Source organism: Streptomyces sp. NBC_00523, from assembly GCF_036346615.1.
Taxonomy (GTDB): domain Bacteria; phylum Actinomycetota; class Actinomycetes; order Streptomycetales; family Streptomycetaceae; genus Streptomyces.
Window position 1 is genome coordinate 5,782,191 of the sequence record NZ_CP107836.1, and the last position, 12,681, is coordinate 5,794,871.

8 protein-coding genes and 1 riboswitch are annotated in these 12,681 nt (G+C 73.9%); of the genes, 2 read left to right on the forward strand and 6 right to left on the reverse strand.

Annotated elements, in window-relative coordinates; all coding sequences use genetic code 11:
- Window positions 1-9: 9 nt before the first annotated feature.
- Window positions 10-1,125 (reverse strand): cobalt-precorrin-5B (C(1))-methyltransferase, encoded by a 1,116-nt coding sequence (locus tag OHS17_RS26280; protein ID WP_330314120.1) that lies wholly within the window; start codon window positions 1,123-1,125, stop codon window positions 10-12.
- A gap of 11 nt (window positions 1,126-1,136) precedes the next feature.
- Between OHS17_RS26280 and OHS17_RS26285 the strand changes: the two genes are divergently transcribed.
- Complete coding sequence (locus tag OHS17_RS26285; RefSeq protein WP_330314121.1) at window positions 1,137-1,886, forward strand: cobalt-precorrin-6A reductase; 750 nt, start codon at window positions 1,137-1,139, stop codon at window positions 1,884-1,886.
- Here OHS17_RS26285 and OHS17_RS26290 read toward each other — a convergent pair.
- Genes OHS17_RS26290 through cobG form a run of 3 tightly spaced genes read right to left on the reverse strand, consistent with a single transcriptional unit; the run spans window position 1,871 to window position 5,415 of the window.
- A complete protein-coding gene (locus tag OHS17_RS26290; RefSeq protein WP_330314122.1) occupies window positions 1,871-3,400 on the reverse strand; it encodes a precorrin-2 C(20)-methyltransferase in 1,530 nt (509 codons plus the stop codon). The genes OHS17_RS26285 and OHS17_RS26290 overlap by 16 nt on opposite strands.
- Complete coding sequence (locus OHS17_RS26295) at window positions 3,397-4,023, reverse strand: precorrin-8X methylmutase (RefSeq protein WP_018105780.1); 627 nt, start codon at window positions 4,021-4,023, stop codon at window positions 3,397-3,399. Before OHS17_RS26295 ends, OHS17_RS26290 begins: the two co-directional genes overlap by 4 nt.
- A gap of 54 nt (window positions 4,024-4,077) precedes the next feature.
- The gene (cobG, locus tag OHS17_RS26300; RefSeq protein WP_443066150.1) at window positions 4,078-5,415 is read right to left on the reverse strand and encodes a precorrin-3B synthase; all 1,338 of its coding nucleotides are present in this window, start codon (window positions 5,413-5,415) and stop codon (window positions 4,078-4,080) included.
- A gap of 116 nt (window positions 5,416-5,531) precedes the next feature.
- Window positions 5,532-5,632, forward strand: a riboswitch (cobalamin riboswitch).
- 84 nt (window positions 5,633-5,716) lie between these two features.
- Between cobG and cobN the strand changes: the two genes are divergently transcribed.
- A complete protein-coding gene (gene cobN / locus OHS17_RS26305; RefSeq protein ID WP_330314124.1) occupies window positions 5,717-9,376 on the forward strand; it encodes a cobaltochelatase subunit CobN in 3,660 nt (1,219 codons plus the stop codon).
- Window positions 9,377-9,379: 3 nt separating this feature from the next.
- On the opposite strand, the gene OHS17_RS26310 is transcribed toward cobN, so the two are convergent.
- Both OHS17_RS26310 and OHS17_RS26315 read right to left on the reverse strand, forming a co-directional pair.
- A complete protein-coding gene (locus OHS17_RS26310; protein ID WP_161206559.1) occupies window positions 9,380-10,075 on the reverse strand; it encodes a L,D-transpeptidase in 696 nt (231 codons plus the stop codon).
- 100 nt (window positions 10,076-10,175) lie between these two features.
- Complete coding sequence (locus OHS17_RS26315) at window positions 10,176-12,671, reverse strand: SpaA isopeptide-forming pilin-related protein (RefSeq protein WP_330314125.1); 2,496 nt, start codon at window positions 12,669-12,671, stop codon at window positions 10,176-10,178.
- Window positions 12,672-12,681 lie beyond the last annotated feature (10 nt).

Sequence of the window (12,681 nt, forward strand, 5' to 3'; positions counted from 1 at the left end):
CGGGGCGGGTCAGCGTACGGAGCTGCGCCCCACCACCGTGCCCGCCCGGTCGACGCAGATCACGTCCACGGCCACTGGCGCGCCCCGCAGCACCGACAGCGCCTCGTCCCGCGCGGCCACGGCCACCAGATCGCCCAGCGGCACCCCGCGCGCCTGGCACAGCTGAAGTGCGGCGAGCCCGGTGTTGGCGACGGCGATCCCGGCGGCCAGGGCCTCGTCGGCGCCACCGCGCCGGGCCAGCTCCGCCAGGTACGCCTTGTCGACCTGGGAGCGCCCCGAGTGCAGGTCCAGATGGCCGGCGGCGAGCTTCGACAGCTTGGCGAACCCGCCGCAGATCGTGAGCCGGTCCACCGGGTGGCGGCGTACGTACTTGAGCACCGCGCCCGCGAAGTCGCCCATGTCCAGCAGCGCGATCTCCGGCAGCCCGTACTCGGCGACCACCGTCTTCTCCGAGGTGGACCCCGTGCACCCGGCGACATGGGTGTGCCCGGCCGCGCGCGCCACGTCCACGCCGCGCCGGATCGAGTCGATCCACGCCGAGCAGGAGTACGGCACCACGACCCCGGTCGTGCCGAGGATCGACAGACCGCCCAGGATGCCGAGGCGCGGGTTCCAGGTGGAGCGGGCGATCTCCTCGCCGTGGTCCACGCCGATCGTCACCTCGACGTCCCCGGACCCGCCGTGCGCCGCCGCGACCTCCGCGATGTGGTCCCGGATCATCTGGCGCGGCACCGGGTTGACCGCCGGTTCGCCGACGTCCAGCGGCAGCCCGGGCAGCGTCACCGTGCCGACGCCGGGGCCCGCCCGGAACACCACGCCGGAGCCCGGCGGCAGCGCCCGTACGCTCGCCCGCACCAGGGCGCCGTGCGTCACATCGGGGTCGTCGCCCGCGTCCTTCACCACGCCCGCCGTCGCCCGCCCGTCGCCCAGCTCCTCCACGGCGAGCGCGAACGCCGGGGTCTGGCCCCGGGGCAGCGTGATCGTCACCGGGTCCGGGAAGTCCCCGCTCAGCAGCGCCGTGTACGCGGCCGTCGTGGCGGCCGTGGCACAGGCCCCGGTCGTCCAGCCGGGCCGCAGACCGGTGTGCTTGAGTTGGGCGCCGCGCCCGCCTTTCGCCTCACTCATGGATGGTCCCTGTGCACGTACTGATTCTGGGCGGGACGACGGAGGCCCGCCGCCTCGCCGAGCTGCTGGTGGCGGAGCTGCCCGCCGGGAGCAGGGTCACCAGCTCCCTGGCCGGGCGGGTGGCCCGGCCGAAGCTGCCGCCCGGGGAGGTCCGGGTGGGGGGCTTCGGCGGGGCCGACGGGCTCGCGGACTGGCTCCGCTCGCACCGGGTGCACGCGCTCATCGACGCCACCCATCCTTTCGCCGGGACGATCACCTTCAACGCGGCCGCCGCGGCCGCCGCCGCCCATGTTCCCCTGCTCATGCTGCGCCGACCCGGCTGGGTGCCCGGTCCCGGCGACGACTGGCACCCGGTCGGCTCCCTGGCCGAGGCGGCCGAGGCGCTGCCCGCACTGGGGCGGCGGGTGTTCCTCACCACCGGGCGGATGGGGCTCGCCGCCTTCGCGGGCCTGGACGAGCTGTGGTTCCTGATGCGGTCCGTGGACGCCCCGGAGCCGCCGTACCCGGCCCGGATGGAGACCCTGCTCGACCGCGGCCCCTTCACCCTGGAGGGCGAGCGCGAGCTGATCCGCCGCCACCGCGTCGACGTCCTCGTCACCAAGGACAGCGGCGGCGCCGCGACCGCCTCCAAGCTGACCGCCGCCCGCGAGGCGTCGATCCCCGTGGTCGTGGTCCGCCGGCCACCGGTCCCCGGGGGAGGCGCGGTGGCCGGCACCCCGGAGGAGGCCCTGGCCTGGCTGACGGATCAGTCCTCCGGGTAGCGGCGCGGCGTCCACACGATCTGCGTGCCGTCGCCCCGGCGCCCCCACCGGGTCTGCGAAGACCCGACGATGAGGATCGTGCGCATGTCCACCTCGACCGGATCGAGGTCCGCGAGGCGCACGGTCCGTACGCTCTCGGACGGCCCGCCGACGTCCCGGCCGAGGACCACGGGCGTGTCCGGCGAGCGGTGTTCGAGGAGCAGGTCCCGGGCCTTGCCGACCTGCCAGGTCCGGCTCCGCGAACCGGGGTTGTACAGCGCGAGCACCAGGTCCGCCGAGGCGGCGGCGCGCAGCCGCTCCGCGATGACCTCCCACGGCTTGAGCCGGTCCGACAGCGAGATCGTCGCGTAGTCGTGGCCCAGCGGCGCACCCGCCCGGGCCGCCGCCGCGTTGGCCGCCGTCACCCCGGGCAGCACCCGCACCGGCACGTCCGCGTACTCCTCCTGCGCGGCGACTTCGAGCACGGCCGTCGCCATGGCGAAGACCCCCGGGTCCCCGCCGGACACCACGGCGACCCGCCGCCCGCGCCGGGCCAGGTCGAGCGCGAACTCCGCCCGCTCCGACTCCACCTTGTTGTCCGAGCCGTGCCGTGTCTGCCCCGGCCGGACCGGCACCCGGTCCAGGTACGTCGTGTAGCCGACCAGGTCGTCGGCGGCGGCCAGCGCCCCGCGCGTCTCGGGCGTCAGCCACAGCGGGCCCGCCGGACCCGTGCCGACGACGGTCACCTCACCGTCGCCCGGTGCACGTTCGGGGCGGGCGTCGATCCGGCTCGGCAGCACGGCGACCGCGAAGTACGGCACCGATGCGGCGTCCGTGTCCGCGAGTTCGCCCAGCCGCTCCCCGGCCATCGTGGCGCGCTCCACATAGCGGGCCTCGGGCAGCCGGCCCGACGCCTCGAAGGCGCGGCGCACGGCGGGGAAGGTGCGGCCGAGCTTCATCACCACGGCCGCGTCGGTCGCGGCCAGCCGGGCGGTCAGCTCCTCCTCCGGCAGGGTGCCGGGCAGGATCGTCAGGACCTCCTCGCCCTCCGCGAGCGGGGTCCCGAGCCGGGCGGCGGCCGCGCTGACCGAGGTCACCCCGGGGATCACCTCGGTCGGGTAGCGGTCGGCCAGCCGCTTGTGCATGTGCATGTACGAGCCGTAGAACATCGGGTCGCCCTCGGCGAGCACGGCGACCGTGCGCCCCGCGTCCAGGTGCACGGCGAGTCGGGCCGCCGCCTCGGTGTAGAAGTCCTCCATCGCGCCCCGGTAGCCGCCCGGGTGGTCCGTGGTCTCCGTCGTGACGGGGTAGACCAGGGCCTCCTCGATGTGGTCGGCGCGCAGGTGCTTCGCCGCGATGGACCGGGCGATGGACCGGCCGTGCCGGGCGCTGTGGTAGGCGACGACGTCCGCCTCCGCGATGACCTCCACCGCGCGCAGGGTCATCAGGTTCGGGTCGCCGGGCCCGAGCCCGACCCCGTAGAGCCGTCCCGTCCGCTCGTCCGGGCGCCCCGGCTGCTGCTCGCTCACGGTCACTCTTCCTCGCTGGCGATGGCGTTGAGCGCGGCGGCCGCGATGGCGCTCCCGCCGCGCCGGCCGCGCACGATCAGGTGGTCGAGCCCCGACGGGTGGGCGGCCAGGGCGTCCTTGGACTCGGCGGCCCCGACGAACCCGACCGGGACCCCGATGACGGCGGCGGGGCGCGGGGCCCCCTCCTCGATCATTTCGAGCAGCCGGAACAGGGCGGTCGGCGCGTTCCCGACGGCCACGACCGCCCCGTCGAGCCGGTCCCGCCACAGCTCCAGGGCGGCCGCCGAACGGGTCGTGCCCAGCTCCGCCGCGAGCCCGGGCACGGCCGGGTCGGACAGGGTGCACACCACCTCGTTGTCCGCGGGCAGCCGCTTGCGGGTGACTCCGCTGGCGACCATGGCCACGTCGCACAGGATGGGCGCGCCGGCCCGCAGCGCGGCGCGGGCGCGGGCGACCGCGTCGGGCGTGTAGCCGAGGTCGCGTACGAGGTCGACCATGCCGCAGGCGTGGATCATCCGGACCGCGACCTGGCTCACGTCCGCGGGCAGCCCGGCGAGGTCCGCCTCCGCCCGGATGGTGGCGAAGGACTGGCGATAGATGGCCGGTCCGTCCTTCTCGTACTCGTACACAGTGGTGTCGCTCTCTTCTTGGGGCGGGGGTGGGTCAGAAAAAGTGTGGGGCGGTCAGGTGCGGGGATCACGGGCCGCCGCCACGGCGTCGGCCAGCGCGGCGGGGTCGTCGGTGACGCGGACCGGCTCCTCACGCCGCCCGCCGTCCCGTACGACGGACACCCGGTAGCCGCCGTCCGGCCCTGCGAGGACGTCGACCCACGCACCGCCCGGGTGCCCGCACCGCCGCTCGCACCCGGACCAGTGGACGGGCAGGGCGCCCACGGGCGGGGCGGCGGGCAAGGCTGACGCGGCGTCACCCCGGACATCCGCCAGGGACTTCGCGCACCCCGGCCGCCCGACGCACGCCCCGACGCCGGTCCACGGCGAGCGGTCCCCGGTGACGAGGCCCACGGCCTCCAGCGCGTCGAGCGCGCCGGACGCCCGGTCCCGCCGGACACCGGGCACGACGACTCCGCGCCACGGTGTGAGTCGCAGTTCGCCCGCGCCGTGGTCCCGGGCGAGGTCCGTCAGCGCCCGCCACCGCACCGCGTCAGCCCGCCCGAGCGGCAGCCCGACGGACAGCGCGTCCGTGTCCCCGGACCCCGTCACCACGCCGAGCGCCGGGGGAGTGCCGTCCGGCACCGGTACGGTCCCGAGGGTGACGGGCAGCCCGGCCGCACCCCACCTGCGTACCACCTCGGCGAACAACGGTTCCGCGCCCCCGGGCAGCTCGGCCGCCCGCCACGCACCGGAACCGGCCGCCAGGGACAGGAACACCGTCGCCGCGAGCAGCGCGGCGCGCGGCGCCTCGTCCGCCGGGATCCGGGCCACCGAGTCCAGCGCCCCGATCCGCAACTCCGCGTCCCCGTCCGCCCGCGCCCGCAGCGTCACGTCCGCGCCCAGCGCGTCCACGTCACCGCGCCCGTCGTCCAGCGCGAACAGGAACCGGCCCGACAGACCGGCCGCCTCCTCGCTCGCGCACACCAGCGCGTCCAGCGCGGTCAGCCACGGGCGGACATTGCGCGCGCCGAGCCCGTCCAGCCCGGACAGCGGGGAGGCCACCACATTGCGGACCCGCTCATGCCGCTCGGAGGGCAAAAGACCCATTTCGTGCATGCGTGAGGCCAGTTCACCCCCGCACTCGGTACCCAGCCCGCGCAGCTGCACATTGCCGCGCGAAGTGAGATACAGCTCACCATCGCCCAGCTCACCGGCCAACTGCCGCAGCCCGTCCGCCTGCTCCGCGGTGAGCACACCACCGGGCACCCGGACCCGTGCCAACGCCCCGTCGTCCGCCCGGTGAAGCCGCAGCGCACCGGGGCAGGCGTCGCCGCGCGACCGGAAACGGGCGTCGTCGGGCTGGGCGAAATGGGGGGCTGGGGGAGGCATGGCGGCGAGCATACCGACCATCTCATCCGATCCGTATGACCCGTCTTCCGATCCGTATGACCGGTCGGTCACCCCGGCCCGTACTATGCCTGCGGGGCCCGTCTTCGCGGGCGGACCCCGGCGGGCCTCCGGGTCCGTCGTCGCCACAGACGGCGACAGGGGAGGAAGCCCGGTGCGATTCCGGCGCGGTCCCGCCACTGTGAGCCCGGCCCCACCAGGCCGGGCGAGTCAGGAACTCCCTTCCCCGCACGTTCGGCAGGTCCGAGCAGGGGATCACGACACCGCCCGGGGCGTGGACACCCCGAGGAAGGCCCGACGCCGCATGATCCTGCTCCTGTCGACGTCCGACACCGACCTGCTCAGCGCCCGCGCCTCCGACGGACCCGTCCGCTACCGGTACGCGAACCCCTCCCGCCTCCCGCTCCAGGACCTGCCCGCGCTCCTGGACGGCACCGACCTCGTCGTCGTACGCCTCCTCGGCGGCGTCCGCGCCTGGCAGGACGGCCTCGACCAGGTCCTCGCCACCGGCCGCCCCGTCGTCGTCCTCACCGGCGAACAGGCCCCCGACGCCCAGCTGATGGCCGCCTCCACCGTCCCCATCGGGATCGCGGCCGAGGCCCACGCCTACCTCGCGCACGGCGGCCCGGCCAACCTGGACCAGCTCGCCCGCTTCCTCTCCGACACCGTGCTGCTCACCGGCCACGGCTTCGAGCCGCCCGCCCCCGCACCCTCCTGGGGCCCGCTGGAACGCACCCCCCGGGAGACGGCGGACGACGCCCCCACGGTGGCCGTGCTCTACTACCGCGCCCACCACATGAGCGGCAACACCGCGTTCATCGAGGCCCTGTGCCGGGCCGTCGAGGCCGAGGGCGCGAAGGCCCTCCCGCTGTACGTCGCCTCGCTGCGCGCCCCCGAACCCGAGCTCATCGAGACCCTGCGCGCCGCCGACGCGATCGTCACCACGGTCCTCGCGGCGGGCGGCACGCGGCCCGCCGAGGCGTCGGCCGGAGGCGACGACGAGTCCTGGGACGCGGGTGCGCTCACCGCGCTCGACGTCCCGATCCTCCAGGCGCTCTGCCTCACCGGCTCCCGCACCGACTGGGAGGGCAACGACGAGGGCGTCTCCCCGCTGGACGCCGCCAGCCAGATCGCCGTGCCCGAGTTCGACGGCCGCCTGATCACCGTCCCGTTCTCCTTCAAGGAGATCGACGAGGACGGCCTCCCCTCCTACGTCGCCGACGACGAGCGCGCCTCCCGCGTCGCCGGTATCGCCGTCCGCCACGCCCGCCTGCGCCACATCCCGAACGCCGAGAAGCGGGTCGCGCTCGTCCTCTCCGCGTACCCGACCAAGCACTCCCGTATCGGCAACGCCGTCGGGCTCGACACCCCCGCCAGCGCGGTCGCCCTGCTGCGCCGACTGCGCGAGGAGGGCTACGACTTCGGTACGGAGGAGGTCCCCGGGCTCGCCTCCGGCGACGGCGACGAGCTGATCTACGCCCTCATCGAGGCGGGCGGCCACGACCAGGAGTGGCTCACCGAGGAGCAGCTCGCCCGCAACCCGGTCCGCATCCCCGCCGCCGACTACCGCCGCTGGTACGCCACGCTGCCCGCTGAACTCCGCGAGGGTGTCGAGGAGCACTGGGGCCCGCCGCCCGGCGAGATGTTCGTGGACCGCTCGCGCAACCCGGAGGGCGACATCGTCCTCGCGGCCCTGCGCCGGGGCAACCTCCTCATCCTCATCCAGCCCCCGCGCGGCTTCGGCGAGAACCCGATCGCGATCTACCACGACCCGGACCTGCCGCCCTCGCACCACTACCTGGCCGCCTACCGCTGGATCGCCGCCCGCGCCGAGGACAACGGCTTCGGCGCCGACGCGATGATCCACCTCGGCAAGCACGGCAACCTGGAATGGCTGCCCGGCAAGAACGCGGGCCTGTCCGCCGCCTGCGGCCCGGACGCGGCGCTCGGCGACCTCCCGCTGATCTACCCGTTCCTCGTCAACGACCCGGGCGAGGGCACCCAGGCCAAGCGCCGGGCGCACGCCACGCTCGTGGACCACCTGGTGCCGCCGATGGCCCGGGCCGACAGCTACGGGGACATCGCCCGCCTGGAACAACTCCTGGACGAGCACGCCCAGATCGCCGCGATGGACCCGGCCAAGCTGCCGGCCATCCGCGCCCAGATCTGGACCCTGATCCAGGCCGCGAAGCTCGACCACGACCTGGGCGTCGAGGACCGCCCGGAGGACGAGGGCTTCGACGACTTCATCATGCATCTGGACGGCTGGCTCTGTGAGATCAAGGACGTCCAGATCCGCGACGGCCTCCACGTCCTGGGCGCCGCGCCGACCGGGGCCGCCCGCGTCAACCTGATCCTGGCGATCCTCCGGGCCCGCCAGATCTGGGGCGGCACGACGTCCCTGCCGGGCCTGCGCGAGGCGCTGGGCCTGGACGAGTCGGCGGCGACCCGCACGGACGCGGACGCGGTGGAGGAGGAGGCGCTGGCGCTGGTCCAGGCGATGGAGGACGCGGGCTGGGAGCGCTCGGCCGTGGCCGCGGTCGCCGGGTCCGTTGCCGATCCGTCGGCGCGGGGCTCCGCCCCGGACCCCGCTGCTCAATCGCCGCAGGGGCTTGATTCTGTCGCCGCCATCCTCAACTTCGCGGCCGAGGAGGTCGCCCCCCGCCTGGCCAGGACCACCGACGAACTGGACCACTGCGTCCACGCTCTCAACGGCGGATTCGTCCCCGCAGGCCCCTCCGGCTCACCCCTCCGGGGACTCGTCAACGTCCTCCCCACCGGCCGGAACTTCTACTCGGTCGACCCGAAGGCCGTCCCCTCCCGTCTCGCCTGGGAGACCGGCCAGGCCCTCGCCGACTCGCTCCTCAACCGCTACCGCGAGGACAACGGCGACTGGCCGGTGTCCGTGGGTCTCTCCCTCTGGGGTACGAGCGCCATGCGCACCGCGGGCGACGACGTCGCGGAGGCGTTCGCGCTGCTCGGCGTGCGCCCGGTCTGGGACGACGCCTCGCGCCGCGTCACCGGCCTCGAACCGATCCCCGCGGCCGAGCTCGGCCGCCCCCGCATCGACGTCACCCTCCGCATCAGCGGCTTCTTCCGCGACGCGTTCCCGCACACCATCGGCCTCCTGGACGACGCCGTGCGGCTGGCCGCCTCGCTGGACGAACCCGCCGAGCTCAACCACGTACGGGCGCACACGCAGGCGGACCTGGCCGAGCACGGGGACGAGCGCCGGGCCACCACCCGTATCTTCGGCTCGCGCCCCGGCACGTACGGCGCCGGGCTGCTCCAGCTCATCGACTCCCGCGACTGGCGCACCGACGCCGACCTCGCCGAGGTCTACACGACCTGGGGCGGCTACGCCTACGGCCGGGACCTGGACGGCTGCCCGGCCCGCGAGGAGATGGAGACCGCGTACAAGCGCATCGCGGTCGCCGCGAAGAACACCGACACCCGCGAGCACGACATCGCGGACTCCGACGACTACTTCCAGTACCACGGGGGCATGGTCGCCACGGTCCGCGCACTGAAGGGGACCGCCCCGGAGGCGTACATCGGGGACTCGACCCGCCCCGAGACGGTCCGCACGCGCACGCTGACCGAGGAGACCTCGCGCGTCTTCCGCGCCCGCGTCGTCAACCCCAAGTGGATCGAGGCGATGCGCCGCCACGGCTACAAGGGAGCCTTCGAGCTGGCGGCGACCGTCGACTACCTCTTCGGTTACGACGCCACGACGGGCGTGGTGGCGGACTGGATGTACGACAAGCTGACCGAGACCTACGTCCTGGACCCGGCCAACCGCGCCTTCCTGGAACAGGCCAACCCGTGGGCCCTGCACGGCATCGCGGAACGCCTGCTGGAAGCGGAGTCGCGCGGCATGTGGGCCAAGCCCGACCCGGCGGTGCTCGAAGCGCTGCGCCAGGTCTTCCTGGAAACGGAAGGAAACCTGGAGGGCGAGGAGTAGGTCTCAACCGGCGGTGCCGGGCTTCACACCCCACACATAGACGACGTCGTCGAGCGCGAGCAGATCCCACAGCTTCGCCGCGTCGTCCACCGTGAGGTTGACGCAGCCCGCCGACCCGCCCCCGTCGTACAGGTCGCCCGGGTGTCCGTGCAGCGCCTGACCGCCGTCGAAGAACTGCGAGTACGGCATGGGGGCGTCGTCGTAGAGGTCGGAGACGTGGTCGCGGTCGCGCCAGTAGATGGTGTGCCTGCCGGGCCGCGTCTCCTCGGCGTCTCGGCCCGTACGGATGGGCACGGGCCCGAAGACGACCTTCTTCCCCTTCTGCACCCACAGCAGTTGGCGGTCCATGTCGACGCAGGTCACCCGGCCGGTCTCGACGGGGCAGTTCCCGGCGGCGTTCGGATTCGGGGTGGCCTCGACCACGAGCATCGCGCGGTACGTGCCGAGGTCGGCGAGCCCGTCCGGGTGCGGGCGGCCCTGCTCGGTCTGGAACGACCGGATCGCCCGGCAGTCGGCGTCGGACTGGCGGCCGTCCACGGGCAGCCCCAGATGCTGCTCCAGCTGCCGCTGGTACGGACCGGCCGGGGCGGTGCACGCGGCGTCGCGGCCGGAGGAGGCGGCCGAGGGGGCCGCGGTGCACAGCAGCGCCATGGCCGCGGTGGCGACTGCGGCACCGATGAGGCGGTGGGGACGGGACACGGCCGGACCTCCTGCGGGATCAACGGGAACGGTGTAGTGCCGAGCCAATCAGCGAAAACGCCCGGCCGCCCACGAGTGGACGGCCGGGCGGGTGACCGTGTCAGCCGCGAGCGGCCTTGTGCGTGTCGTCCTTGCAGTCCTTGCCCTTGCAGGGCTCACCGCGGTGGTTGGCCAGCTCCACGGTGACGCCCTCCTCACTGTTCTCCTCCGTCACCTCGTACGGACCCGAGACCGGGTTCGCCGGGAGCACGTAGCCCTCCGGGACGGCGATCTCGCGGAGGTAGTACTCACCGAGCGGCAGGTCGTCGAAGGTGCACTGCCCGTCCTGGTCGGTGGAACAGCCCGCGTCCGCGAGGGTGTCGGGGTTCGCCCCGCCCGTCTGGAGGCCGGGCACGTCGTTGCTCTCGCGCCACAGCTCGAAGACGGCCCCGGGCAGCGGCTCCCCGTTCTTCGCGTCCGTCTTGTCCAGCGTCAGCGAACCGGTCACCGGAGGCACGGGCGTCTTGCAGTTGACGGCCTCGACCTCGACGCCGTCCTCGGCGTTGTCCTCGGTGAGGGTGAGAGGACCGAAGACGTTCGGGTCGGGCAGCTCGTAGCCGTCCGGGGCCTCGGTCTCGCGCCAGTAGTAGGTGCCCGGGACCGTGGTCGCGGTGCAGACGCCGCTCGCCGGGGTGGTGCAGTCCGAGACGTGCGTGTCGGGGTTGATCCCGATCGTCTGGAGCCCCGGGGTGTTGTTGGTCTCGCGCCACAGCTCGAAGTCGGCCCCCGCGAGCGAGGCTCCGGTGTCCCCGTCGATCTTGTGGACGCGGACCTCACCGGTCACCGGCTGCACGGGCGTCCGGCTGTTGATGGCCTCGACCTGGACGCCCTGGTCGGCGTTGTCCTCGGTGAGGGTGAGGGGCCCGAAGACGTTCGGGTCGGGCAGGTCGTAGCCGTCCGGGGCGTCGGTCTCGCGCCAGTAGTAGGTGCCGGGGATCGTGGTCGCGGTGCAGACGCCGTTCGCGGGCGTCGTGCAGTCCGAGACGTGGGTGTCCGGGTCGGTGCCGTCGGTCTGGAGGCCGGGCGTGTTGTTGGTCTCGCGCCACAGCTCGAAGTCGGCCCCGGCCAGCGGGTCCCCGCTGTCGGCGTCCGTCTTGCGTACGCGGACCTCACCGGTCACCGGCTGCACGGGCGTCCGGCTGTTGATGGCCTCGACCTGGACGCCCTGGTCGGCGTTGTCCTCGGTGAGGGTGAGGGGCCCGAAGACGTTCGGGTCGGGCAGCTCGTAGCCGTCCGGGGCGGCGGTCTCGCGCCAGTAGTACGTACCCACGGTCGTGGTGTCGGAGCAGACGCCGTTCGCCGGGGTGGTGCAGTCCGAGACGTGGGTGTCCGGGTCGGCGCCGTCGGTCTGGAGGCCGGGCGTGTCGTTGGTCTCGCGCCACAGTTCGAAGTCGGCCCCCGCGAGCGGGTTGCCGGTGTCGGCGTCAGTCTTGAGCACGCTCACCGCGCCCGTCACCGGCTGCGGACCGGCGCAGTCCGGGAGGTCGCCGTCGAACGGGTAGGCGTGGAACTCCACCCCGGCGTTCTCGCTGGTGTGGGTGAGCGAGCCGGTGGTGAAGAACCTGCCGTTCATGCCGGGCAGGCTCACAGTGGTCATGGACGCCTGCTCGCCCACCAGCACGCTGCCCTGGAACTGCCCGGACCCCACGAAGGACGCCGTGGTGGCGTCGGGCAGGTTCCACAGCAGCCGCTCGCGGTACTGGCCCAGCGTGTCGCTCCCGCTGGTGGTGTTGATGACCCGGTTCTCGCCGACCACGTTGACCAGGATCGTCGCGTCGTCGGGGATGCCCGCGAACTCGATGGACTGGCTTCCGTTGGGCGAGTTCGGGTTGACCAGGTCGAAGTCGACGTTGAACACCTGGAGCTGCGACGTGCCGTCGCCGGTGAACAGCGTCCGGTAGCCCTCGTTGACCGCGGTCCCGGTGGGCGTCCGGGTCGTGCCGTCCGGCCGCGCGTAGCACTGGCTGGCCGCCGTCAGCTCGTCGCGCAGGCCTACGTACGGGGCCGTCGCGTCGTCGTCCTGGACGGTCGTCCCGGTGACGGTCCCGGTCTGCGTGCCCGCGTAGCGCACGGTGCCCAGCTCGTCGACGAGGCCGCCCGTCGTGTCCAGGGTCTGCCCGGCGGCGATGGTCACGTCACCGCCGGCGGCCAGGAAGTCCGAGTCGACGGGCGGCGCGACGCGCGAGCCGACCCCGACGATCCCGAGGTTGTACAGTCCGCCCGCTGCCGCGTCCTTGTTCTGGTCGAAGTCGTCCAGCACGACGACCCGGCCCTCGGCCTCCGCCGCCCGCCCCCGGACGAGGAAGTCGTCGCCCACGAAGATGTTGATCCCGTCGTCCCGGCCGGCGATCGGCCCGTTGTTGACGTCCGGGAACGGGTCGGGACAGTCGCCCGGCACACACGGCCCGAGCCCGCCGGGCAGGGGAGCGGCGGCGGCCTGCGTCGCGCCGAGACCGAGGGAGAAGACGGGGACGACCGTCGCCAGGACGGCGCAGGCCGCACCCGTGGCGCGTGCGCGTGAGCGCAGCGCGGCTAGGCGTTTGGGCATGGGTTTCATACCGGCATCC

Coding starts and splice junctions, on each gene's coding strand:
- OHS17_RS26280 (WP_330314120.1), bottom strand. CDS start 1,125: ATGAGTGAGGCGAAAGGCGGGCGCGGCGCCCAACTCAAGCACACCGGT.
- cobN (WP_330314124.1), top strand. CDS start 5,717: ATGATCCTGCTCCTGTCGACGTCCGACACCGACCTGCTCAGCGCCCGC.
- OHS17_RS26315 (WP_330314125.1), bottom strand. CDS start 12,671: ATGAAACCCATGCCCAAACGCCTAGCCGCGCTGCGCTCACGCGCACGC.
- cobG (WP_443066150.1), bottom strand. CDS start 5,415: ATGGTCGGTATGCTCGCCGCCATGCCTCCCCCAGCCCCCCATTTCGCC.